This window comes from Bradyrhizobium sp. SZCCHNR1053 (assembly GCF_032381235.1).
In the GTDB taxonomy this organism is placed as follows: Bacteria; Pseudomonadota; Alphaproteobacteria; order Rhizobiales; family Xanthobacteraceae; genus Bradyrhizobium.
This window is the reverse complement of sequence record NZ_JAUHJM010000015.1, coordinates 83,582-107,349: the sequence shown is the minus strand read 5'-3', so window position 1 is coordinate 107,349 and position 23,768 is coordinate 83,582. Positions and strand designations below refer to the sequence as shown.

The 23,768-nt window shown below is 66.8% G+C and carries 17 protein-coding genes; 9 read left to right on the top strand and 8 right to left on the bottom strand.

The window, feature by feature from the left end; translation table 11 throughout:
- Positions 1-44: 44 nt before the first annotated feature.
- From QX051_RS26765 to sdhC, 5 genes are all read right to left on the bottom strand, one after another.
- Complete coding sequence (locus QX051_RS26765) at positions 45-2,195, bottom strand: ATP-binding protein (RefSeq protein ID WP_315778177.1); 2,151 nt, start codon at positions 2,193-2,195, stop codon at positions 45-47.
- Positions 2,196-2,316: 121 nt separating this feature from the next.
- A complete protein-coding gene (locus QX051_RS26760; RefSeq protein WP_315740445.1) occupies positions 2,317-3,099 on the bottom strand; it encodes a succinate dehydrogenase iron-sulfur subunit in 783 nt (260 codons plus the stop codon).
- A 48-nt stretch (positions 3,100-3,147) separates the two neighbouring features.
- The gene (gene sdhA / locus QX051_RS26755) at positions 3,148-4,986 is read right to left on the bottom strand and encodes a succinate dehydrogenase flavoprotein subunit (RefSeq protein WP_315778176.1); all 1,839 of its coding nucleotides are present in this window, start codon (positions 4,984-4,986) and stop codon (positions 3,148-3,150) included.
- A 3-nt stretch (positions 4,987-4,989) separates the two neighbouring features.
- A complete protein-coding gene (sdhD, locus tag QX051_RS26750; protein ID WP_315740508.1) occupies positions 4,990-5,364 on the bottom strand; it encodes a succinate dehydrogenase, hydrophobic membrane anchor protein in 375 nt (124 codons plus the stop codon).
- Between the two features lie 20 nt (positions 5,365-5,384).
- The gene (gene sdhC, locus QX051_RS26745; protein WP_008965547.1) at positions 5,385-5,783 is read right to left on the bottom strand and encodes a succinate dehydrogenase, cytochrome b556 subunit; all 399 of its coding nucleotides are present in this window, start codon (positions 5,781-5,783) and stop codon (positions 5,385-5,387) included.
- Between the two features lie 555 nt (positions 5,784-6,338).
- Between sdhC and QX051_RS26740 the strand changes: the two genes are divergently transcribed.
- Positions 6,339-6,596 carry a hypothetical protein gene (locus tag QX051_RS26740; protein WP_315778175.1) on the top strand — a complete coding sequence of 86 codons (258 nt, stop codon included), beginning with the start codon at positions 6,339-6,341 and terminating at the stop codon, positions 6,594-6,596.
- A gap of 7 nt (positions 6,597-6,603) precedes the next feature.
- Here QX051_RS26740 and QX051_RS26735 read toward each other — a convergent pair whose 3' ends face one another.
- Positions 6,604-8,130, bottom strand: coding sequence for a malonyl-CoA synthase (locus tag QX051_RS26735; protein WP_315778174.1), 1,527 nt, complete (start codon positions 8,128-8,130; stop codon positions 6,604-6,606).
- 186 nt (positions 8,131-8,316) lie between these two features.
- Here QX051_RS26735 and QX051_RS26730 point away from each other — a divergent pair, with 186 nt between their 5' ends.
- Positions 8,317-9,075 (top strand): SDR family oxidoreductase, encoded by a 759-nt coding sequence (locus QX051_RS26730; protein WP_315778173.1) that lies wholly within the window; start codon positions 8,317-8,319, stop codon positions 9,073-9,075.
- 1,148 nt (positions 9,076-10,223) lie between these two features.
- Here the strand turns inward: QX051_RS26730 and bamA are convergent.
- The gene (bamA, locus tag QX051_RS26725) at positions 10,224-12,725 is read right to left on the bottom strand and encodes an outer membrane protein assembly factor BamA (RefSeq protein WP_315778172.1); all 2,502 of its coding nucleotides are present in this window, start codon (positions 12,723-12,725) and stop codon (positions 10,224-10,226) included.
- On the opposite strand from bamA, the gene QX051_RS26720 reads away from it, so the two are divergent.
- The 4 genes from QX051_RS26720 to QX051_RS26705 all read left to right on the top strand — a co-directional run bounded on the left by QX051_RS26720 (position 12,676) and on the right by QX051_RS26705 (position 18,170).
- Positions 12,676-12,864, top strand: a complete 189-nt coding sequence (locus QX051_RS26720) for a hypothetical protein (RefSeq protein WP_315716967.1) — start codon at positions 12,676-12,678, stop codon at positions 12,862-12,864. The genes bamA and QX051_RS26720 overlap by 50 nt on opposite strands.
- 645 nt (positions 12,865-13,509) lie before the next feature.
- Positions 13,510-14,724: an aminotransferase class I/II-fold pyridoxal phosphate-dependent enzyme gene (locus QX051_RS26715; RefSeq protein WP_315778171.1), complete on the top strand. Its 1,215-nt coding sequence runs from the start codon at positions 13,510-13,512 to the stop codon at positions 14,722-14,724.
- 11 nt (positions 14,725-14,735) lie between these two features.
- Positions 14,736-17,213, top strand: a complete 2,478-nt coding sequence (locus QX051_RS26710) for a DNA translocase FtsK (protein WP_315778170.1) — start codon at positions 14,736-14,738, stop codon at positions 17,211-17,213.
- Between the two features lie 195 nt (positions 17,214-17,408).
- Positions 17,409-18,170 (top strand): outer membrane lipoprotein carrier protein LolA, encoded by a 762-nt coding sequence (locus tag QX051_RS26705; protein ID WP_315778169.1) that lies wholly within the window; start codon positions 17,409-17,411, stop codon positions 18,168-18,170.
- Positions 18,171-18,189: 19 nt separating this feature from the next.
- Here QX051_RS26705 and QX051_RS26700 read toward each other — a convergent pair whose 3' ends face one another.
- Positions 18,190-19,260 (bottom strand): DUF2336 domain-containing protein, encoded by a 1,071-nt coding sequence (locus tag QX051_RS26700; RefSeq protein ID WP_315778168.1) that lies wholly within the window; start codon positions 19,258-19,260, stop codon positions 18,190-18,192.
- A 229-nt stretch (positions 19,261-19,489) separates the two neighbouring features.
- Between QX051_RS26700 and QX051_RS26695 the strand changes: the two genes are divergently transcribed.
- The 3 genes from QX051_RS26695 to QX051_RS26685 all read left to right on the top strand — a co-directional run bounded on the left by QX051_RS26695 (position 19,490) and on the right by QX051_RS26685 (position 23,727).
- Positions 19,490-21,028, top strand: a complete 1,539-nt coding sequence (locus QX051_RS26695; RefSeq protein WP_315778167.1) for a YifB family Mg chelatase-like AAA ATPase — start codon at positions 19,490-19,492, stop codon at positions 21,026-21,028.
- A gap of 102 nt (positions 21,029-21,130) precedes the next feature.
- A complete protein-coding gene (locus QX051_RS26690) occupies positions 21,131-21,358 on the top strand; it encodes a hypothetical protein (protein WP_315778166.1) in 228 nt (75 codons plus the stop codon).
- 128 nt (positions 21,359-21,486) lie between these two features.
- Positions 21,487-23,727, top strand: coding sequence for a PAS domain-containing hybrid sensor histidine kinase/response regulator (locus QX051_RS26685; RefSeq protein WP_315778165.1), 2,241 nt, complete (start codon positions 21,487-21,489; stop codon positions 23,725-23,727).
- The last annotated feature ends 41 nt before the right edge of the window (positions 23,728-23,768 follow it).

Genomic DNA, 23,768 nt, shown 5'->3' with positions numbered 1-23,768 from the left:
ACCAGAAGGTTCCCACCCGGGTTCCCGCGCAATTCGCGCCGCTTTCAGGGCACCTGCGTGTTCGGCGCCATCGGTGGAGCGCGATACAGCGGCACGGGAACGACCTTGTGCAGCACACGCGACAATTCCTCGATCGAATAGGGCTTGCGCAGCAGCTCGAAGCCGTGCGTGCCCCGCTGCACCAGCACATGGCTGTAACCGCTCGCCAGCACGACCGGCACGTTGAGCTCGAGCCGCCTGATTTCCTCGGCAAGCTCCAGCCCGGTCATGCCGGGCATCACGACATCGGTGAAGACGACGTCGAACCGGCTGGTGCCGCCGATCAACTCCTCCAGCGCGTCTCTGGCGTTGTCGACCAGCGTGGTGCGATAGCCGAGCTCGGCCAGCGCTTCGGTCGCCGATCTGCCGACGTCGATGTTGTCCTCGACCACCAGCACCGACATGCCTCGACCGCCGATCGGCTCCGCATGGCTGCCGTCCTCGCCACGCTGCACTTGGGCAGGAGCGACGCGCGGCAGATAGAGCGTGAACGTCGCGCCGCGACCCTTTTCGCTTGTGACCCCGATTTCGCCGCCGGACTGCTTGGCGAAGCCAAACACTTGCGAGAGACCGAGGCCGGTGCCCTGGCCGATGGTCTTGGTCGTAAAGAATGGCTCGAAGATGCGTCCGAAATGCTCCGACGGGATGCCGACGCCGGTGTCCTGGACAGTGATGGCGACATAGCCCAGCGGCGGACGGTCGTGCGGCGCCGACGGCGTCGGCAGCGCCGCTGCTGGGGCGACGGTGATGCTGAGACGTCCCTGGCCGGCCATCGCATCGCGGGCATTGACGGCCAGGTTGATCAGTGCCGTCTCGAACTGGCCGGCGTCGGAATTAACGTAGCACGGCTCGTCGGGAACGGAGACCACGACCTCGACGCGCGACCCGACCAGGGTCTTGGTCATGTCGCGCAGGGCGACGACGCTGCGGCCGATGTCGAAGACCTCCGGCTTCAGCGTCTGGCGCCGGGCGAACGCGAGGAGCTGCGACGTGAGCTTCGATGCGCGCGCCACCGTATCCGAGATCGCGTCGATATAGCGCTGCCGCCGCTCATCAGCCAGATTCGGCCGGCGCAACAGATCGGCCGAGGCCCGGATCACGGTCAGCAGATTGTTGAAGTCGTGCGCGACGCCGCCGGTCAGTTGTCCCAGCGCCTCCATGCGCTGACCGTGCTTGAGCGCATCCTCGGCTTCGAGGCGGCGGGCGGCCTCGACATGCAGGCGCTCGGTCCGCCGCCGGGCAAGGGCCAGGAAGACGATGAGCAGCGCGGTTGCCGGGATGCCGAAGATGAGGTGCCGGCCGATCGTGCCGAGCCAGCGGTTGCGGATGGTCGACGTCGCCAGCCCTGCCGAGACGTAGACGGGATAGCCACCGAGCCGCTGATAGCCGACGAGACGCTCAACGCCATCGACCGGCGAGATCTCGGTCACGAGCTGCTCCGTATCTGCGGCCCCGGCGGGGACGTCGCTGGGGTCCGCGGCCGTGCTTCTCCCGGCGGCCGGGAAGCGCGCCAGAATGAGGCCATCGAAGCGGCGCAGCGCGAAGTAGCTGCCGGGCGCCCGGCCGATCCGGGCATAGAAGTGCTCGAAATAATCCGGAAGCACCGAAGCCTGGATGATGCCGGTGAAGCTGCCGTCGTCGCTCTGGCGGCGGCGGCTGATGCTGAAAAACGGCGCGCCCTGATAGGGCGGCCGCGGCGTCAACTGCGCGCCGATGAAGGTGCCGATGCTGTCCTTGACGTGGGCACTAAAGTAGTCGCGGTCGAGGAACGTCATGTCCGGCGCCGGATAGATCATGCTGTTGACCAGCGGCCGGCCATTGGCGTCGAACACCCAGGCGGACTTCATCTGCGGCAGCGCATCCGATAATTGCCGCAACCGGGCATGCAGCACCTGCTCGCGCGCCTTGATATCGGCATCCGACAGGTCGCGGACGACCTCGTCGATCTCCGAGAGGCTGCGTTCGATGGTCTCGAACACCTTCAGCGCGTGCTCGTGGACGATTTCGAGCGAGCGGCGGATCTCGCGATCGGCCTCCTCATATGTCGTGCCGTGGGATACGTAGGCCGCGATCACGAACAGCGCGACGGGAAGCGCGAGGGACGCGATCATCATCCAGCGCAGCATCGTCAGCGATTTGCGTTGTGCGGTCTGCACGGTCGCTCCGGCTTCAAAGGGCCACGAGCTTAACGCAATCGACGGCAGCTACAAACTAGCCGCGCCCGGAACTTGCACCAGTTTCGGGCGTGGAAGATCAGATCGAAAGTGGTCGGCCCGGCTAGATCTGCCGCTCGACCAGCTTGAGCTTCAGCTCCGCGATCGCCTCGGCCGGGTTGAGCCCCTTCGGGCAGGCCTTGGCGCAGTTCATGATGGTGTGGCAGCGATACAGCCGGAACGGATCCTCGAGGTTGTCGAGCCGCTCGCCGGTCGCCTCGTCGCGGCTGTCCTTGACCCAGCGGTTGGCCTGCAGCAGCGCGGCCGGACCGAGATAGCGCTCGCTGTTCCACCAGTAGCTCGGGCACGAAGTCGAGCAACAGGCGCACAGGATGCACTCGTAGAGGCCGTCGAGCTTCTCGCGATCCTCGTGGCTCTGCCGCCATTCCTTCTGCGGCGTCGGCGAGGTCGTCTTCAGCCAGGGCTCGATCGAGGCGTATTGCGCGTAGAAATTGGTGAGGTCCGGCACCAGGTCCTTCACGACAGGCTGGTGCGGCAGCGGGTTGATCTTGACCGCGCCGTCCTTCACGTCGTGCATCGACTTGGTGCAGGCCAGGGTGTTCTGGCCGTCGATGTTCATCGCGCAGGAGCCGCACACGCCCTCGCGGCAGGAGCGGCGGAAGGTCAGCGACGGATCGATGTGGTTCTTGATCCAGATCAGCCCGTCCAGCACCATCGGGCCGCAATCTTTGACGTCGACGTAATAGGTATCGACGCTCGGATTCTTGCCGTCGTCCGGATTCCAGCGATAGACCTTGAACTCGCGAACCTCGGCGGCGCCGGCCGGCTTGGGCCAGGTCTTGCCGCCGGTGATCTGAGAATTCTTCGGAAGTGCGAACTCAGCCATTTCGGAAGGCCTTCTTGGGTTTGACGGACGGGCTCAGGTCACACGCGATCAGTACACGCGCGCCTTCGGCGGAATGTACTGCACGTCGTTGGTCATGGTGTAGTTGTGCACCGGACGGTAATCGATCGTGGTCTTGCCATCCTTGCTGTCGATCCACGCCAGCGTGTGCTTCATCCAGTTCGTGTCGTCGCGATCCGGGAAGTCCTCGCGTGCATGGGCGCCGCGGCTCTCGGTCCGGTTCGCCGCCGAGTCCATCGTCACGACCGCCTGCGCGATCAGATTGTCGAACTCCAGCGTCTCGATCAGGTCGGAATTCCACACCAGCGAGCGGTCGAACACTGCGATGTCGCCGATGCCGCCATACACCTTGTGAATCAGGTTGTGGCCTTCCTGCAGCACCTCGCCGGTGCGGAACACGGCACAGTTGGTCTGCATCACGTTCTGCATGCTTTCGCGCAGCTTCGCGGTCGGCGTGCCGCCGGAGGCGTGGCGATAATGATCGAGCCGGCCCAGCGCCTTATCGGCGGAGTCCTTCGGCAGGTCCGGCTGCTTGCCGTTCGGCGTCAGCTTCTCGGCCAGACGCAGCGCCGCCGCGCGGCCGAACACCACGAGGTCGATCAGCGAGTTCGAGCCGAGCCGGTTGGCGCCGTGCACGGAGACGCAGGCCGCCTCGCCCACCGCCATCAGGCCGGGCACGATCGCGTTGTCGTCGCCGTCCTTCTTGGTCAGCACCTCGGCGCGATAGTTGGTCGGGATGCCGCCCATGTTGTAGTGCGCGGTCGGCACGATCGGGATCGGCTCGCGCGTGACGTCGACATTGGCGAATATCTTGGCGGATTCGGAGATGCCGGGCAGGCGCTCCTGCAGCACCTTCGGATCGAGATGGTCGAGATGCAGGAAGATGTGGTCCTTCTTCCGGCCGACGCCGCGGCCTTCGCGGATCTCGACGGTCATCGCGCGCGAGACGACGTCTCGCGAGGCGAGGTCCTTTGCGGACGGCGCATAGCGCTCCATGAAGCGCTCGCCCTCGGCGTTGACGAGATAGCCGCCCTCGCCGCGCGCACCTTCGGTGACAAGACAGCCCGAGCCATAGATGCCGGTCGGGTGGAACTGCACGAACTCCATGTCCTGCAGCGGCAGGCCGGCGCGCAGCACCATGCCGCCGCCGTCACCGGTGCAGGTGTGCGCCGAGGTACAGGAGGCATAGGCCCGACCATAGCCGCCCGTCGCCAGGATCGTGGTCTGGGCGCGGAAGCGGTGCAGCGTGCCGTCATCGAGCTTGAGCGCGATGACGCCACGGCAGACGCCCTGGTCGTCCATGATCAGGTCGATGGCGAAGAACTCGATGAAGAACTCTGCGGCGTGCCGCAGCGACTGGCCATACATAGTGTGCAGCATGGCGTGGCCGGTGCGGTCGGCGGCGGCGCAGGTGCGCTGCGCCTGGCCCTTGCCGTAGTCCAGGGTCATGCCGCCGAACGGCCGCTGGTAGATCTTGCCGTCCTCGGTGCGCGAGAACGGCACGCCCCAATGCTCGAGCTCGTAGACCGCCTCGGGCGCGTTGCGCACCATGTACTCGATCGCGTCCTGGTCGCCGAGCCAGTCCGACCCCTTGACGGTGTCGTACATGTGCCAGCGCCAATCGTCCTGATGCATGTTGCCGAGCGAGGCCGAGATGCCGCCCTGCGCCGCCACCGTATGCGAGCGGGTCGGGAACACCTTGGTGATGCAGGCGGTGCGCAGGCCCGCCTCGCTGCAGCCGACGACCGCGCGCAGGCCGGCGCCGCCGGCGCCGACCACGACGACGTCATAGGTGTGGTCCTCGATCGGATATGCTTTTCCGTTCGTCGCGGGCGCGCCGTTCGCGCTGCCATTTGCTCCGCCGGCCATGGCCTAGACTCCAGTGGAAAGTTTGATGAGGGCGTAGATCGAGGCGAGCGCCACGGTCACCGCGAAGAAGTTGTTGGCCATGATCGCGACGAGCTTGAGCGGCTCGCTGTGCACGTAGTCCTCGATCACGACCTGCATGCCGATCTTCATGTGCCAGCAGCTCGCGATCACGAACAGCAGCATGATCACCGCAATCGGAATCGAGCCCAGGATCTGCGCCGCGCCGGCCTGGTTGCGGCCGAGCAGCATGATCACCACGATCACGACCGGCACGATCAACAGGGTCATCGCGACCGCGGTGATGCGCTGGCGCCAGAAATCACCGGTGCCCGAATGGGCCGCGCCGAGGTTGCGGACGCGGCCGAGCGGGGTGCGCATCGACTTCGCGCGTGCGTTGCTCATCGGCCGCCTCCCACTGCGTAAGCCACGATCCAGACCAGGACAGTCAACGTGATGCCCCCGATCAGGGCGCCCCAGGTGAGCGTCTCGCGCTCATTGGGCTTGAAGCCGTAGCCGAGGTCCCAGACGAAGTGGCGGATGCCGGACAAGAGATGGTGCAGCAGCGCCCAGGTGTAGCCGAACACGATCAGGCGGCCGAGGAAGCTGCCCATGAACCCCTGGACGTAGGAGTAGGCGCTGGGACCAGACGCGGCGGCGATCAACCACCAGGCCAGCAGCAGCGTCCCGAAATATAGTGCAACCCCGGTGGCGCGATGGACGATCGAGAGGATCATCGTCAGCGTCCAGCGGTAGGTTTGCAGATGCGGCGAAAGCGGTCGTTCGATCCTGGCTGTCATTGGTTGCTTTGATGATTTCTTGTGGGCCGTGAACGGAAGGGGCTTGCGGCCATGTGGATCGGCAAGGCGGGGTTTATTTACGGAGAAGGAACAGGCGTTGCAACGAACAAATCGCCCAAAACCGAACGACGATTCAGTGCTAGGCGACCGGTGGAAAAAGGACCAATGGCCGCCGTGGTATACCAGAAACCCATCCTGACCGGATATGACGAACCATCGTTCATTCTTATCTCCTCACCAAGGCCGTTACCAACGCGGCGAGACTGTTGAATAGCGCCGACTGTCGAGCATTGATTCACCGCTTAACCTCGGTCTTGAGGAAGCGGGTTTCGCGACAAGAGCCAGTGCCATCTGACGATTCTGCAAACCTGCCCGGAGCGATACGCGGAGCAACAACCTGCGTCGGCGACCGCCTGCGCTGCAGCAAATCTCCCTCGATCTCCCAGGTTCCTCGCCGCGCACACGGCCCCTTCGCCGGTCGATTTTGCCGCATGTCGCCGCCCGGCGAAGCGGCTTAGTCTTAGACGTGCAACAGACGCGGTGCAGGGAGCCTTGATGCCGCTGCCGACGGTCCGACCGACAACCACCGAACGCCCGGCGGCACTGCCGGCGCGCAAGGTGTCGTCGCACGAGCCCGCCGAGGAGCCGTTGACCTGCGTGCTCGGCTTCACCGCCTCCGGCCTGTTCGCCGCCTGTCTCGCATTCGCCATCCAGCACGAGATCGCCTCGCTCGCCGTGCTCGAATTCGTGCTGATCTGCGCCGCGCCGCCGCTGGCCGCGCTCGCCGGCCTCGCGATCGGACGACGGCGCTAGGCCGCCGTCACTTCGTGTAGATGTCCTTGTACTGGTCACGCAGCACGTTCTTCTGCACCTTGCTCATCGCATTGCGCGGCAGCTCGTCGACCACGAACACGCGCTTGGGCATCTTGAATTTCGCCAGTCGGCCGTCGAGGCCCTTGAGCACGCCGGCCTCGCTGACATCAGCCCCCGGATGGCGCACCACGACCGCGGTGACACCTTCGCCGAAATCAGGATGCGGCACACCGATGACGGCGGACTCGACCACGCCCGGCATGGCGTCGATCTCGCTCTCGATCTCCTTCGGGTAGACGTTGAAGCCGCCGGAGATCACGAGGTCCTTGCCGCGGCCGACGATGTGGACGTAGCCCTGTTTGTCGATCTTGCCGAGATCGCCGGTGATGAAGAAACCATCGTCACGGAATTCCGACTTGGTCTTCTCAGGCATCCGCCAATAGCCCTTGAACACGTTCGGGCCCTTCACCTCGATCATGCCGATCTCGTCGCGCGCGAGCTCCTTCGCCGTCTCGGGATCGGTGACGCGCACCGAGACTCCGGGCAGCGGGAAGCCGACCGCGCCGGGCACGCGCTCGCCCTCGTAAGGATTCGACGTGTTCATGTTGGTCTCGGTCATGCCGTAGCGCTCGAGCACGGCATGGCCGGTCCGCGCGAACCATTCGCGATGGGTATCGGCGAGCAGCGGAGCCGAGCCGGAGATGAACAGCCGCATGTGGCTGGTCGTCTCCTTCGACAGCCGCGGGTTCTGCAACAGGCGCGTGTAGAACGTCGGCACACCCATCAGCACTGTGGCGCGCGCCATCAGGTTGATGATCAGGTCCGGATCGAGCTTGGGCAGGAAGATCATCGACGCCCGCGCGAACAGCGTGACGTTGCTGGCCACGAACAGGCCATGGGTGTGATAGATCGGCAGCGCGTGGATCAGCACGTCGTCCTTGGTGAAGCGCCAGTAGTCGATCAGGGTCAGCGAGTTCGAGGCGAGATTGTCGTGAGACAGCATCGCGCCCTTGGAGCGGCCGGTGGTGCCCGACGTATAGAGAATGGCGGCGAGATCGTCGGCGCCGCGCGGCACGGTGGTGAAGGCGGAGCCGGCCTTGTCGGCGGCTTCCGTCAGCGAGCCCGTGCCTGACGCATCGAGCGTTTCCACCTTGGCGCCGACCCTGGCCGCCAGCGCGCCGATGCCTTCGGCCTTCGCGGGATCGCACACCACGACGGTCGGCTCGGCGTCGCCGATGAAATAGTCGAGCTCGTTGAGCGTATAGGCGGTGTTGAGCGGCAGATAGACGCCGCCGGCGCGCACCGTGGCAAGATAGAGCACGAGGCCGGACACCGACTTCTCGGTCTGCGCCGCGACGCGATCACCCGGCTTCACACCACGGGCCACCAGCACGTTCGCCATCTGGCCTGCCCGCGCGATCAAATCGCCATAGGTGATGCGCTGGCCGTCGTGGGTCTCGATCGCCAGGCGGTTGGGATCGTCGAGGCCATCGAACAGGCGAGAGAACAGATTGGCGTTGGCGGCTTGGTTCATGCAACATTCCCCTGGGAGCATCGGCAGGCCGGCAGTGCCAGCCGGCGGAACATCATGCTCGACGAAGACGAAAAGGGCCGGACAGCGAACAAGACCGGTGACATCGCAGTCACCACGGTCGCCATCTCTGATCGAGGCTGCTCTAGCAAAAACGCCCTTTCGAAGGCAACCGGGAGACGCTGGGATATGGTCAAGGAAAAACGGATCGCGTGGATCACGGGCGGCGGCACCGGAATCGGCGAGGCCGGCGCACTGGCGCTCGCGGCCGAGGGCTGGACGGTGATCGTCTCGGGCCGGCGCATGGCCGCGCTCGAGGCCGTGGTGGCCAAGATTGCCGCGGCGGGCGGCACGGCCGAGGCCGTTGCGCTCGACGTCGCCAAGGCCGCCGACGTTCAGGCCGCGGCCGATGCCATCCTGGCGCGGCACGGCCGAATCGATCTGCTGGTCAACTCCGCCGGCGTCAACGTGCCGAAGCGGCGCTGGGACGACATGACCATCGAGGGCTGGAACCAGCTGGTCGAGATCAACCTCAACGGTGTGCTCTACTGCATGAAGGCGGTGCTTCCGGCGATGCGGGCGCAGCAGGATGGGACCATCATCAACGTCTCGTCGTGGGCCGGCCGCCATGTCTCGAAGATGCCGGGGCCGGCCTACACCTCGACCAAGCACGCGGTGCTGGCGCTGACGCACTCGTTCAACATGGAGGAATGCGTGAACGGCCTGCGCGCCTGCTGCTTGATGCCCGGCGAGGTCGCCACGCCGATCCTGGAGCAGCGCCCGGTGGTGCCGAGCGCCGCGGAGCAGGCGCGGATGCTGCAGCCGGAGGATCTCGGCCGCACCATCGCCTTCGTCGCGAACATGCCGCCGCGCGTCTGCGTCAACGAGATCCTGATCAGCCCGACATGGAATCGGGGATTCATTCAGACGCCGGGCAACAGGGATTGAGGAGCGCCGGATATCAAGCACGGCGAGCGCGCCTACAGCCCAGGACTTGGTCGTACGCGACCAGGTCCGCAACTTCGGTTCGGGCAAATACCCGGCAATGCCCCTCTCTTTAGTATTTGGATCGTGAGGGCCGAGCGCGCGCCAAATAACCGGCGTCGTCCCTGCGAACGGGACCCATACCGCATCATGTTTGTAAGAGGCAGGCTGCGAGTCCCGTGCAAGACAACTGAACCCTGTGGTTATGGATCCCGGGTCGGCGCGCTTCGCGCTTGCCCGGGACGACAGCTGTGGTTGGCGCACCCGTCGTTGCCTCCGAGACGCAGATCGAAGGCGAACGATCTCGTTCTCGCGACACGATGCGCCCGAGCTGTGCTGAAACTCACCGCCCTCGAATCATGAGGGCGCGGGGAAGGCCGGGCGCTGGCCGCGCCCGTGGCCCGCCTGCGAAAGAAAATGCAGGCGGCAGGTACCACAGGTCTGGCCGAGAACACCCGGCCTTCCCCGCGCAACGGTTTTAACGGCTGCTTCGCGTTCTCCCTGGTGCGCCGGGCTGTCTGGCCACCATCACGAGCGCGACACGCTAGCATCAGCACCCGCTTGATATCAGCATCGGGATATCAGGACCGCGCGACTTGACCGTGCGCGTGTCGCTGTTCGTCCGCGTGGCGACCACGCTGCAGCAACACACGCCCATCGCATCCCACTGCCAACGGTTCGTGACGGTCGCGAAACGCCCCTCATGCGGCAGCAGGGACGTGCGGAAATGTGTAGGTGATTTGCCCGACGATGCAACGTCGGCAGCGTGCGACAAAGTAGCTCGACGGGCAATTTGCGCATGGGAGGAATGCTGACGGCGTCTTCTGCGCGATACGATCTCTTTCCCCTTGGACAGTCGGCTCCCCTCCCCCTTGCGGGGAGGGGTTGGGGGTGGGGGTCCGCGGGCGCTGACTTCAGTGGCGTGAATGCCGGGCGAACAGCAAGCGGCGCTATCGCCGATATCAGGGCATGGGCTTTGACTCTCATGTCGAGCATGATTCGTGGACCCCCACCCCCGACCCCTCCCCGCAAGGGGGAGGGGAGCGCACCGCCGCTGGCGTCAAGGCGAGATTCCAACGCTCGCAGATCAATCAAGCCTGCTTCATCCGCACTCAGAACGACGTGCCGCCGCCGAATCTGAACTCCTGGACGGTGTCGTATTTGCCCTTGGACAGCGGCACCGCGTAGTCGAAGCGGAGCGGGCCGAAGGGCGAGGCCCAGATCAGGCCGACTCCGACGGAGGAGCGCACCACCTTGCTGTCATCGTACAGCAGGCCGCATTTGCAGGTCGCGGTGTTGACCTCGCCGGTCGCCGCCCAGGACGTCGGGCCCTGATAGCCCCACAGCGAACCGGCATCGGCATAGACGGCGCCCTTCAGGCCCACTTCCTTCGGCAGGAACCAGAACGGCATCTGCAGCTCCGCCGAGGCGCCCCAATATTTGGTGCCCCCGAGCGCGTCGCCGGTCGCGCCGAGGCTCGCATAAGTGATGTCGCGCGCCCCGATTCCGTTCGAGGCGAAGCCGCGCACCAGGCTCGGTCCCATCTGGAAGTGGTCGAGCATCCGCAGATCCTTGTCGCCGATCTTGTTCAGCATGCCGCCCTGCAGATGGATGATGCCGACAATGTCGGCCACCAGCGGCGAGTAATATTTCGCATCGACCGCCGACTTGAGGTAGCTGACGTTGCCGCCGACGCCGGCGAAATCCTGCTTCCAGTCGATCAGCAGACCATCCGTCGGGTTCTTGTTGTTGTCGAGCGTGTTGTAGCTGAGCGTGTAGCCGAGCGCGGAGGTCAGCGCGGCGCCGTCGCTCAGCTCCTTGCGGACCGGCAGGCTCGACTCGCCATCGCCGTAGCAGCCCCAGCCGTAGTAGCCCGAGCTGGTCGAATTGGTCGGATCGACGCCGCCGAGCACACTCTTGATGTAGGCCGGGGTCGGGTTGAAGGCGAGCAGGCTGTTGGCGGTGTTGTTGTTGCAATTCTGGTAGTAGGACGGCAGCGATATCTCCTGGCGATAGAGCGAGTATCGCAGCTGGAGCGAGAGGTCTTCGCGCAACTGGAAGCCGAGCCGCGGGCTGAAGCCGATCGTCGTCACGCCATAGCTCGTATAGCTGTTCGCCAGCTGCTGCTTGTAGTAGACATCCAGGCCGAGCGCGATCCGGTTGTCGAGCAGATAGGGCTCGACGAAGGACAGCGAGACGCCTCTGCTGTATTGGCCGTAGCTCACGGACGCCTTGGCGTACAGACCGCGGCCGAGGAAGTTGCGCTCCGAAATCGAGACCTCACCCAGCGCGCCATCGGTGGTCGAATAGCCGCCGGAAACGGAGAGGTCGCCGGTCGACTTCTCCTCCAGATTGACCACGAGGATGACGCGGTCGCTCGACGAGCCCGGCTCGGCCGTGATCTTCACCTCTTTGAAGAAGTCGAGGTTCTTCAGCCGGCGCTCGGCGCGGTCGACCAGCGCGCGGTTGTAGGCGTCGCCCTCGGACAGATCGAACTCGCGCCGGATCACGTAGTCGCGGGTGCGGGTGTTGCCGCGGATGGTGATGCGCTCGATATAGGTGCGCGGACCCTCGTCGACCTGGAACACGATCGCGACCGTATGCGCTTCCAGATTGCGGTCGCCGCGCGGACGCACGACGGCGAAGGCAAAGCCGCGACGCGAGGCCTCGATCTGCATCTCCTCGACCGACTTCTCGAGCTGCTCGACGTTGTAGAGCGCGCCGACATTGACGCGCGAATAGCCGCGCAGCGTGTTGGCGTCGAGCGCCGCGACGCTCGACTGGAACTGCACCGAGCTGACGCGGTATTGCTGGCCCTCCTCGATCTGGAATGTGACCAGGAATCCCTTCTGCCCAGGGTCGTATTCGCTGAGCGCCGCGACGACCTGAACGTCGGCATAGCCGTTCTTCAGATAGAAGCGGCGGATGAGGTCGCGGTCGGCCTCGACGCGATCGGGGTCGTAGACGTCGTTGTTGCCGAGGAAGCTGAGCCAGTTCGTTGCGTGCGTCTTGATGACGTCGCGCAGGCGCGCGGCGGAATAGGTGTTGTTGCCGACGAAGCTGATCGACTTCACGCCCGTCTTGACGCCCTCTTCGATGGTGAAGACGAGGTCGACGCGGTTGTTGGGCTGCTCGATGATCTCCGGCGTGACGCGCACGTCGTAGCGGCCGGAGCGGCGATAGATCTCGGCGATGCGCTGCGCGTCCGACTGCACCATCGGACGGGACAGCGTGCCACGCGGCTTCGACTGCACTTCCGCCGTGAGCTGTTCGTCCTTGACCTTCTTGTTGCCCTCGAAGGCGACGCGGCCGATCACGGGATTCTCGACCACGCGCACGATCAGCCGGCCGCCCTGCCGGTCGATCTTCACGTCGGCGAACAGGCCGGTCTGGACCAGGGCCTTGAGGCCGTCGTCGACCTGGCCGGCATCGAGCGTGCCGGTGGGACCCGGCTTGAAATAGGAGCGGATGGTGTCGGATTCGACGCGCCTGTTACCCTCGACGGTGATCGCGCTGGCGACGGCGGGTGCCGCCGCGGCCATGCGGGGCAGCGAGGAAACGGGCATGGCCAGCAGCATCAGGGCAAGCACGCCCGGCAGTCTCAGACGCATCATCGACGCTCTTTCGAAAGTCAGAGTCCTCGGCGCGCAGACGTTCGTCGGCACGCCACCGGAATCGCTGATGCCCGTCAAAGATGGTCGCGATGCGCCGATCTCGTTTCGTGAAATGTCTGATGATGCTGGATGTGACTGAGTGTTTCCGGTCAGACAAGATTCTCGGGCCAACCGAGCGGCAGAGGGCATGAGCAGCTAATAAGTGCGTCGCCCGCGCTGCGACCAGAAAGCCACGGCTGAGACGGACATCTCCGTTAAGCAATCGGCCCGGCCGCGCCGCATTCGGTGGCTTCCGAAATCAAATTCTACAAATCTTCGGAAGTTGGCAATACGAGGGAAAAACGAGGGTGCTAATTGATCGTCATCCGAACTAAGCCCCCAAGTAGTTCGGCCAAGGCCCGGTGCGCGTAGATTCCCATTGATATTCCGGCGCACCGGGCCGCCCTTTTCCCTCGCGCGCGAGCCGATGGCCCGTAGGATGGACGGAGGCGGTAGTGCCGCGGCTCCATCCGAGGTCGCGGCAGCGCCATGCCCACGGTCTGACCGCGAATGCGCTGCTCGGCGGTCGCCTTGCCCTCCTACGGTTCCCGCCGCCCCACCCGAATCACCACAATGTCCGCCGCTGTTGCGAAATTGCCTCTGGATCGGGCCGGAAAAACCGATCAAAACGGGCGGCAGCGCCGATGGTTAATCGCGTCTTAACCTCGCCCCACCTATGGTGACCACAAAGGCACCGGTTCATGGGCGATCGGCGGCTTCCACTGGTTTGGCGCGCGTTTTACGTATGGCAATGACCGCTTCATCCCCCGCGCCCGCTGGCGCCAGCCATTCGGAGAGCGAACGCTCGCCGTTTGCGCGGCTGAACGAGCTGCTCGCCCCCTACAAGCCGGGCAAGCCGATGATCACGCTCGCCGTTGGCGAGCCGCAGCATCCGGTGCCGGACTTCGTCGGGCCTGTATTGGCCCAGCACATCGCCGAGTTCGGCCGCTACCCGGCCGCCAAGGGCATCGAGCCGTTCCGCAAGGCGGCCGCCGGCTGGCTGGCGCGGCGATTCGCGCTGCCGCGCGCGATCGATCCCGAGCACGAGGTTCTCGTCCTGAACGGCAGCCGCGAGGGCCTGTTCTTCGCCGCCCATGCCGCGCTCCGCCATGTCGGCCCGCGCCGCGGACGGCCCGCGATCCTGATGCCGAACCCGTTCTATCCGGTGTATGGCGTCGGCGCCCGCACCGCCGGCTGCGACTCCATCTATCTGCCGACCACGCGCGACAACGGCTTCCTGCCCGATCTCGATGCGATCGACGAGACGACGCTTTCGCGCACTGTCGCGTTCTATCTCGCCACGCCCGCCAATCCGCAGGGCTCGGTGGCCAGCCCGGACTACATGCGCAAGCTGGTCCGGCTCGCCGACCGCTGGGGCTTTCTGATCTTCAGCGACGAGTGCTATTCGGAGATCTACACGCGACAGGCGCCCGGCAGCATGCTCGAGCATGCCGGCCCCGACTACGCCAACGTCGTCGCGTTCCAATCGCTGTCGAAGCGCTCCAACGTGCCGGGCATGCGCATCGGCTTCGCCGCCGGCGACCGCAAATTCCTCGCCGCCTTCCACGAGCTGCGCAACGTCGCGGCGCCGCAGGTGCCGGTGCCGCTGCAGCACGTCGCGGTGGCCGCCTATGGCGACGAGGCACATGTCGAGGACAACCGGCGGCTGTACCGCGCCAAGTTCGACCTCGCCGACCAGATCATCGGCAACCGTTATGGCTACAGGCGGCCCGATGGCGGCTTCTGCGTCTGGCTCGACGTGGCGAACCGCGGCGGCGACGAGGAGGTGACGCTGCGGCTGTATCGCGACGCCGGCGTGCGGGTTGTGCCCGGCAGCTACCTGGCGCGGCCGCAAGCCGACGGCTTCAATCCAGGCGGCGGCTATATCCGGCTGGCGCTGGTGGCCGATGCCGACTCCACCGGTGAGGCGTTGCACCGGCTGGTCGAGGTCCTGGGATAATCGCGGGGCTGATGCAGATGCCGGCGATCGAACGAGTCATTCCCCTGGTCAACCACCTGCCGACGTCGCTGCGCGACGCACTGGTGCGGCGGCTGCGCGAGCTCGCGGGCCTCGCGCTGATCGGCCTGTCCGGCATCGCCGCGGCGGCGCTGATGACCTGGTCGGTGCAGGACCCGAGCCTGAGCCACGCCACCTCGCGCGCGATCCGCAACATCGTCGGCTATCCCGGCGCGATCGGCGCCGATCTCCTGATGCAGATCTTCGGCCTCGGCGCCATCATGGTCATCCTGCCGATCGCGATCCGCGGCTGGCGCATGATGACGCACCGGCCGTTCGATCGCGAGGCGCTGCGCTTCGGCGCCTGGGTGCTCGGCGCCGTCATCGCCGCCGGACTTGCCAGCTGCTGGCCGCGCTCGCACGCCTGGCCGCTGCCGACCGGTCTCGGCGGCGTGGTCGGCGACGCCCTGGTGCGCGCACCGGCCGTGGTGTTCGGGCCGCCCGGTGTGATCTATCGGCTGGTGCTCGGCGCCCTTCTTCTGGTTGCGATGATCGGCTGCCTGCTGGTGGCCGGCGGCATGGGCGCGAAGGAAGCCGATCCGAGCCTGCTCGCGGATGAGGACGACGACACGCCGCTGGCCGACCCCGAGGACGACGACGACCGCAAGGCGATCCGGCTCGGCTGGGTGTTCCACGCCATCATGAGCGCCAAGGCGCAGGTCGTCTGGTTCCTGAGCACGGCCTACCGCGCACTGGTGTCATCAGGCCCGCAGCCGCGCGCCGCCGCCGCAAGCCGGCAGGAGCCGAGCCTGGGCCGCGGCCAGGGCAAGCCGACGCTCGCGCCCGAGATGGACGAGCACGGCGGCGACGAGGACGAGGCCGACGAAGGCGAGGACGAAGAAGAGGAGGAGGAGCCCGCTCCCCGCGCCCGCAAGAAGCCCGCGGCCAAGACGCCGGCGCGCAAGTCCAACGACAAATACGACCTGCCCTCGGTCTCGATGCTGGCGGCGCCGAAATCGTCCGACCGCCAGCCGCTGTCGAAGAGCGAGCTCGAGGCCAATTCGCGCGCGCTGGAAGGCGTGCTGCAGGATTTCGGCGTGCGCGGCGAGATCGTCAAGGCGCATCCCGGTCCGGTCGTCACGCTGTACGAGCTGGAGCCGGCACCGGGCATCAAATCGTCGCGCGTCATCGGCCTCGCCGACGACATCGCCCGCTCGATGAGCGCGCTGTCGGCGCGCGTCGCCGTCGTGCCCGGCCGCAATGCCATCGGCATCGAGCTGCCCAACGCGCATCGCGAGAAGGTGTATTTGCGCGAGTTGCTCGTCGCCAAGGAGGCGACCGAGAGCGTCGCCAAGCTGCCGCTGTGCCTCGGCAAGAACATCGGCGGCGAATCCATCATCATCGATCTCGCCCGCACCCCGCACATGCTGATCGCCGGCACCACCGGCTCGGGCAAATCGGTCGCGATCAACACCATGATCCTGAGCCTGGTCTACCGGCTCCGGCCGGACCAGTGCCGGCTGATCATGGTCGACCCGAAGATGCTCGAACTGTCGGTCTATGACGGCATTCCGCATCTCCTGACGCCGGTCGTGACCGATCCGAAGAAGGCCGTCGTCGCGCTGAAATGGGCCGTGCGCGAGATGGAGGAGCGCTACAAGAAAATGGCCAAGCTCGGCGTGCGCAACATCGACGGCTACAATGCCCGTCTGGGCGAAGCGCGCGCCAAGGGCGAGGAGCTGACGCGCACCGTCCATACCGGCTTCGACAAGGAAACCGGCAAGGCGATCTACGAGGAGGAGAAGCTCGACCTCGATCCTCTGCCCTACATCGTCATCATCGTCGACGAGATGGCCGACCTGATGATGGTCGCCGGCAAGGACATCGAGGGCACGGTGCAGCGCCTCGCCCAGATGGCGCGCGCCGCCGGCCTGCACGTCATCCTGGCAACGCAGCGCCCGTCGGTCGACGTCATCACCGGCACCATCAAGGCGAACTTCCCGACCCGCATCTCCTTCCAGGTCACGTCCAAGATCGACAGCCGCACCATTCTCGGCGAGATGGGCGCCGAGCAGCTGCTCGGCCAGGGCGACATGCTCTACATGGCCGGCGGCGGCCGCATCAGCCGCGTGCACGGCCCGTTCTGCTCCGACGAGGAGGTCGAGAAGGTCGTCAAGCATCTGAAGGCACAGGGCTCGCCGGAATATCTCGAGGCGGTCACCGCCGAGGAGCCGAGCGAGGAGGATGGCGCCGTGTTCGATGCCACCGGCATGGGCGGCGGCGGCGGTGGCGACGACCTGTTCTCCCAGGCGGTCGCCGTGGTCAAGCGCGACCGCAAGGCCTCCACCAGCTACATTCAACGCCGGCTGCAGATCGGCTATAACAAGGCCGCTTCGCTGATGGAGCGGATGGAACAGGAAGGCATCGTCGGCCAGGCCAACCACGCCGGCAAGCGCGAGATCCTGGTGCCCGAGGAGGAAGGCGGATTCTGACGGCCCCGATGGCCGCAGAAACGCCGCTTCGGTGCCCGATCTTCACGCGATTACGATCACGCTGCCCGCCCGATCCGGGATAGAACGCGTAAAACTCAGGACGTCGTTTTGAAAAGCTCCTTGTTGAACAGCACGTTTTCGTATCACGCAGCTTCGCGCGGGCGCCGGATCTGCGCCTGGCTGGTCGCCTGCGCCGTGACGACATGCTCTGTCGCCGGTGCGTCCGGTCACGCCGCCGCGCAGGGCACGCCGGCTCCGAAATCAGGCCCGAAGAGCGGCTCCCAGCTCAGCGCCTCCGACCAGCAGCGCTCGGGCCAGAGTCCCTCGACCACCCAGACCGCCCCGCCCAACCCGATCATTCCCGATCCCCGGCGCAACGTGCCGGCCAGCATCTTCACCTCGTTCGACGCCAACCAGAAGGCGCAGGCGGCCAAGGTCAGCGCCTATCTGTCGTCGCTGCAGACGCTGGTCGGGAACTTCGTCCAGGTCGGCCCGGACGGCAGCAAGACCAAGGGCGATTTCTACATCCAGAAGCCGGGCAAGGTCCGCTTCGAATACGAACCGCCGACGCCGATCGACATCATCGCCGACGGCTCCTCGCTGGTGGTGCGCGACCGCAAGCTCGCGACCCAGGACGTCTATCCGCTGTCGCAGACGCCGCTGCGCTATCTGCTGTCGGACCGCATCGACCTGCTCAAGGACACCAACGTGATCGCGGTTGCGGCCGACGACCTCTACGTCACGATCACGATCGAGGAGAAGCAGGCGCTGATCGGCACCAGCCGGCTGATGCTGATGCTCGGCGTCAAGGACGGCCAGCTCAAGCAGTGGACCGTGACCGATCCGCAGGGCTACGACACCACCATCGCCGTCTACAATCTCGATACGACCAAGAAGCTCGATCCGGCGATGTTCAAGATCGACTTCACGGCCTATCCGAGCACGCCGCCGGGCTGACGCCGCCTCTCGCGCTCGCTCAGCGCGATTCGAGCCCGCGCACCTTCCATTGCGCTTCGGACAGTGCAAGCTTCTCGAAGCGCTTGCGCGCCTCCTCGAGGTCATCGGCCGGAAGCACGTCGCAGCCGGGCCGGCCGCGCAGGATCATCGACGTCGTCGCCCAGCTCAACCGCGCCGCCTTGCAGGCCAGCAGCAGATCCGTGAGACGGTCCTCCTCCAGCAGCGCTTCGATCGTCTCGATGGTGACGACGCAGAGCAGCGCCAGCGCTGCGATCACGGCAGGGAAATCGCCGGTGGCGCAGAAGCGGTTGACGGCGGAGTCGCCGAGCTTTCCGGTGCGGCTGAGGGCGGCAACCTCGGCCTTGACCTGCTGATAGTCCCAGATCGCGCGCATTGCCGCGCCGGGCGAGCGGGTCGGCGTCGCCTGCAGGGTGGCGCGGGTCGCCGGCGGTGCGGCCTTGATGAAGCGGGCGCGGGCGCCCTCGCTCGCCGCGGCGACGAAGGCCCGCGACAGCTTGGCCGGCAGATCGGTGCGCAGCGCGAGCTTCTCGGCGAGATCCTCGTCGCGCTCGGCGATCTTGAACAGGCTGCGATAGCCATCCTCGGACAGCCGGGCGGAGAGGTTCTGTGCCAGCGCCATGCGCACCGCCGGAAAGCCGCGCGCGATCAGCTGCGTCGTGAGATTGTCGCCGATGCCGCGTCGGCTGGCGAGCGCGACGAGATGCGCCGGGCTGCCGGTGCGGATGAACTCGGCGAGGTCGCGCTCGGTCAGCACCGCCGCCTTGGCCAGCATCGGCCCGGCGACGCGCAATTCGGGGTGAACGGCGAGCAGCCGCGCGGTGGCGTAAGGCGCGCGCTCCACGCCGGCGAGCGCCATGCTCAGCTCGGCCAGCAGCTCGGTCGCGACCTGCGGCATCAGCCGGGCGAACATCTGGTCGTAGAGATCGAGCTGCTCGGCCGACGCGGGCCGCGGACCGGCCAGGAACAGGCTGGTGGTCCGGCGCAGCATGTCGGTGGCGAGCTCGGACACCGTCCGCGCATCACCGGCGGGCGTCTTGGCGGTCGGAGCTGCCGCAGGCGCTGGAGGCATCGCACGTCCCTCGTTGGGCGCCTCTTGGCTATGACAGAGGCGCGGGTCGATCATCAATTGAGGAAGAATGCGAAGGCCGGACTAAAGGGGCGTTAAGCCCGGCGGACGGAGCTGCAACCCGCGCGGCTGTCGTTAATGGACTGCAACAGAGCGTGGCAACGACCGTGTTCCTGTATTGTTCTTGCGAACAATCCCTGCTTCCGCTAGCTTGGTCGCTGGGAGGGGCATCATGGTCCAGCGCGTTTCCACCGTCGCCTTCGAGGGGATCGAGGCCCGCGCGGTCGACGTGCAGGTCCAGGTCGCGCCCGGTCTGCCGGCGTTCGCGATCGTCGGCCTGCCGGACAAGGCGGTGTCGGAAGCGCGCGAGCGGGTGCGCTCGGCGCTGATCGCCTCGGGCCTGGCGCTCCCGGCGCGGCGGATCACCGTCAACCTGGCGCCGGCCGACGTGCCCAAGGAAGGCAGCCATTACGACCTGCCGATCGCGCTGGGGCTGATGGCCGCGATCGGCGCCATTCCGCCGGATGCCCTCGGCGGCTTCACCGTGCTGGGCGAGCTTGGCCTCGACGGCTCGATCGCGCCAGTCGCCGGCGTGCTGCCCGCGGCCATCGGCGCCAATGCGCGCGAGGAAGGATTGATCTGCCCGGCCGCCTGCGGCGCCGAGGCGGCATGGGCGAGCCCGGACTTGCAGATCATCGCGGCGAGCTCGCTGATCCAGATCGCCAACCATTTCAAGGGCACGCAGGTGCTGTCGCGGCCGCAGCCGAAGATCCAGGAGGCACCCGCAAGCCTGCTCGACCTGCGCGACATCAAGGGCCAGGAGAGCGGCAAGCGCGCGCTCGAGATCGCGGCCGCCGGCGGGCATCATCTGCTGATGATCGGCTCGCCCGGCGCCGGCAAGTCGATGCTGGCGGCGCGGCTGCCCTCGATCCTGCCGCCGCTGTCGCCGGCGGAGCTGCTGGAAGTCTCGATGATCGCCTCGGTCGCCGGCGAGATCGAGGGCGGCGCGCTGACGTCGCGCCGGCCGTTCCGCAGCCCGCATCATTCCGCCAGCATGGCGGCGCTGACCGGCGGCGGCCTGCGCGCCCGCCCCGGCGAGATCTCGCTGGCGCATCAGGGCGTGCTGTTCCTCGACGAGCTGCCGGAGTTCGATCCGCGCGTGCTCGATTCGCTGCGCCAGCCGCTGGAGAATGGCGAGGTCTCGATCTCGCGCGCCAACCACCGCGTCACCTACCCTGCCCGCTTCATGCTGGTCGCCGCGATGAACCCGTGCCGCTGCGGCAACGCCTTCGAGCCCGGCTACGCCTGCAAGCGCGGCCGCATCGACCGCTGCACCGCCGACTATCAGATGCGCATCTCCGGCCCGCTGATGGACCGCATCGACCTGCGCATCGAGGTGCCCGCGGTCACCGCCGCCGACCTCATCCTGCCGCCGTCCAAGGAAGGCTCGGCCGAGGTCGCGGCCCGCGTCGCGGCCGCGCGCGACCTGCAGCGCGCCCGCTACGCCAGGGCCGGCCTGCCGCACATCCGGACCAACGCCGAGGCGCCGGCCGCCGTGCTCGACGAGATCGCCAGGCTCGATGCGCCCGGCCAGAAGCTGCTGCGCGAGGCCGCCGAGACGATGCGGCTGTCAGCGCGCGGCTATCACCGCGTGCTGCGCGTGGCGCGGACGCTCGCCGATCTCGACCATGCCGACACCATCGGGCGGCTGCATCTGGCCGAGGCGCTGTCGTATCGCGCGCTGGCGGAGGACAGTCGCCATGCGGCGTAAAGGCGCCCCTCCCCCTCAACACTCTGGTAACGACTTCTCTTTACGCTCCGACAACCATAGGGCCCGCGTTCCGTCCTCAGGCCTGCCGCGTCGGTGCGTATCATGTTGCGTTTCAAGGTCCTCGTCTCGGCCGTGCCGCTGATCGCGGCGGCGGTCATTGCCCAGCTCGAATTGGCGCCCTCCCCGCAGCCCTGCATTGCCGTCGGTGCCGACAGCGTCTCGCTCGGCTCCGCGCCCTTCCACGCCGATCTCCATGTCGACTTCACCGATGATCCCGCGCGCGCGACCACGCCTCATCACCGGCCGATCCGGTTCTGTGAGCCGGGCTAACGCCCGGTTCACCATCTCTGCACGGCAGAATCGCGCGTGCACGACCTTTCAAAGTCTCAGCAATACCGACGCCGCATGGTGCGGGCCGGCCATGACATTGGGATCGAAAATCGTCGGGGGTGATCGAGATGGGACCGATTTCTCGCTTCAGGCTGCGGCTGCGCCGGTTCATGCGCCGTCATCGCACCATCTTCGCGATCCTGCGCTCGCTGATGATCTTCTCCGCCGGCTTCGGCGGCGCGTACGGCTTCATCAAGGCCAGCATCTCCGAGAACTCCGGCTATAACCCGCACGCCTTCGCGATCGGCGCCAGCTTCCTGTTCGCGCTCGCCTGCGTCGGCCTGGCCACGCTCAGCATGCGGCTGCGCTTCGTCGCCAGGAAGATGCACAAGATTGCGCTCCACAACGAGGTGCTGGCCGACCGGAACTGGGAGCTGCAGGAAGCCGAGCAGCGCGCCCGCAATCTGTTCGAGCAGCAGGGCGACCTCATCGTCATGCGCGCGCGCGACGGCACCATCATCTTCGTCAACGACGCCTATTGCCGGATGGCGGGCCTCGACCGCGACAAGCTGCTCGGCAGCGCGTTCACCTTCGAGCTAATCGAGCAGGGCGACAGCGCGCTGGAGCCGAACGGCACGCGCGTCCACGACCAGCGCATCGAGAGCGCGGTCGGGCCGCGCTGGATCGCGTGGCGCGAGGCACTGGTGCGTTCCGACGCCGGCCAGCCCGCCGTGCTGCAATGTGTCGGCCGCGACGTCACCGACCGCACCGAGACCGAGCGCGCGCTGGCGGAGGCGCGCGACCAGGCCAATGCCGCGAACCGCGCCAAGTCGCGTTTCCTGGCGATGGCGAGCCACGAGATCCGCACACCGCTGAACGGCATCCTCGGCATGAGCGGCCTGTTGCTCGAGACGCAGCTGACGCCGGAGCAGACCACCTACGCCAAGGCGGTTCGCACCTCGGGTGAAGCCTTGATGTCGCTGATCGACGAGCTGCTCGACTATTCCAAGATCGAGGCCGGCAAGCTCGCACTCGAGGCGCAGCCATTCTCGCTGGCGACGCTGATCGAGGAGATCACCGAGCTGCTGGCGCCGCGGGCGCAGGCCAAGCAATTGGAGATCGCGGCCTATCTCGACGAGCGGCTGCCGACCTGGGTGACCGGCGACGCCGCGCGGCTGCGCCAGGTGCTGCTCAACCTCGCCGGCAACGCCATCAAGTTCACGGCTTCGGGCGGCGTCGCGCTGATCGCCGAGCCCGGGATCTGGCCGAACGAGATCAGCTTCCAGGTGCGCGATACCGGCATCGGCATCGCAGCCGACGCCCAGGAGCGCATCTTCCGCGAATTCGAGCAGGCCGATGACAGCGTCGCGCGCAGCTTCGGCGGCACCGGACTTGGCCTGGCGATCTCCGACCGGATCGTCAAACGCATGGGCGGCCGCATCGCGCTGCAGAGCCAGCTCGGCGCCGGCTCGACCTTCGAGGTGTCGGTGCCGCTGCCGCCGGCGCTGGAGCGCGGCGAGCAGAACAGCTTCCGCGGCCCCGACCTCGCGGGACAGTCGGTCATGCTGGTCGCGCCGGCCGGGCTGCAGGCCGAGCTGATCGAACGGCGCCTGCAGAACTGGGGCGCGCAGACGTGCCTGGTCGCCGAGGCCGAGGTGGCGGAAGCCCTGCTGCCCGAACGCGCCTGGCACGCCGTGCTGGTCGACGACGCCATCGGCAGCGACGCGTCGCTCCGTCTGGGCGGGGCCGCGCAACATCACACGACACGGCTGATCGTGCTGGTCACGCCGGCGAGCCGCCACGAGCTGACCCCAGCGGCGCCGTTCAACGGCTATCTGGTCAAGCCGCTGCGGGCCGCCTCGCTCGCCGCGCGCGTGAGCTTCGACACCGATGGAACGGTCCCGGCACTCGCTGACGATCCAATCCCGACGATCGCGCCGCCGATTGCGGTTCAGGCCGGCGGGAGCCTGTCCATCCTCGTCGCCGAGGACAACGACATCAATGCGCTGCTGATGCGCTCGCTGCTGACCAAGCTCGGCCACCACGCCGACATCGCCGTGCATGGCGAAGCCGCGCTGGACTCCTGGCTCGCGGCGCGCTCGGCCGGCGCGCCCTATGATCTGATCCTGATGGATGTGCAGATGCCTAAGCTCGACGGCATTGCCGCCGCCAAGCGCATCCGCGCCATCGAGGCCAGCGAGCCGGGCCGGCGCACGCCGATCCTGGCGCTCACGGCCAATGCCCTGGTCGAGGACCGCTACGCCTGCTTCGAGGCCGGCATGGATGGCTTCCTGGTCAAGCCGATCGATCGCGACAAGCTGGACGAGGCGCTGGCGAATCTGGCGGCGGCGCGACAGGTGGCGGCGTAAGTAATTAGTTGGAGCGGATCAGTTCAGCGCTACGCTCGCGG

Bases quoted from the DNA above. Each gene is read 5' to 3' on its own strand.
- QX051_RS26760 (WP_315740445.1), bottom strand. From the start codon at position 3,099: ATGGCTGAGTTCGCACTTCCGAAGAATTCTCAGATCACCGGCGGCAAG.
- sdhA (WP_315778176.1), bottom strand. From the start codon at position 4,986: ATGGCCGGCGGAGCAAATGGCAGCGCGAACGGCGCGCCCGCGACGAAC.
- sdhD (WP_315740508.1), bottom strand. From the start codon at position 5,364: ATGCGCACCCCGCTCGGCCGCGTCCGCAACCTCGGCGCGGCCCATTCG.
- sdhC (WP_008965547.1), bottom strand. From the start codon at position 5,783: ATGACAGCCAGGATCGAACGACCGCTTTCGCCGCATCTGCAAACCTAC.
- QX051_RS26740 (WP_315778175.1), top strand. From the start codon at position 6,339: ATGCCGCTGCCGACGGTCCGACCGACAACCACCGAACGCCCGGCGGCA.
- QX051_RS26735 (WP_315778174.1), bottom strand. From the start codon at position 8,130: ATGAACCAAGCCGCCAACGCCAATCTGTTCTCTCGCCTGTTCGATGGC.
- QX051_RS26730 (WP_315778173.1), top strand. From the start codon at position 8,317: ATGGTCAAGGAAAAACGGATCGCGTGGATCACGGGCGGCGGCACCGGA.
- QX051_RS26720 (WP_315716967.1), top strand. From the start codon at position 12,676: ATGGCCAGCAGCATCAGGGCAAGCACGCCCGGCAGTCTCAGACGCATC.
- bamA (WP_315778172.1), bottom strand. From the start codon at position 12,725: ATGATGCGTCTGAGACTGCCGGGCGTGCTTGCCCTGATGCTGCTGGCC.
- QX051_RS26715 (WP_315778171.1), top strand. From the start codon at position 13,510: ATGGCAATGACCGCTTCATCCCCCGCGCCCGCTGGCGCCAGCCATTCG.
- QX051_RS26710 (WP_315778170.1), top strand. From the start codon at position 14,736: ATGCAGATGCCGGCGATCGAACGAGTCATTCCCCTGGTCAACCACCTG.
- QX051_RS26700 (WP_315778168.1), bottom strand. From the start codon at position 19,260: ATGCCTCCAGCGCCTGCGGCAGCTCCGACCGCCAAGACGCCCGCCGGT.
- QX051_RS26695 (WP_315778167.1), top strand. From the start codon at position 19,490: ATGGTCCAGCGCGTTTCCACCGTCGCCTTCGAGGGGATCGAGGCCCGC.
- QX051_RS26690 (WP_315778166.1), top strand. From the start codon at position 21,131: ATGTTGCGTTTCAAGGTCCTCGTCTCGGCCGTGCCGCTGATCGCGGCG.
- QX051_RS26685 (WP_315778165.1), top strand. From the start codon at position 21,487: ATGGGACCGATTTCTCGCTTCAGGCTGCGGCTGCGCCGGTTCATGCGC.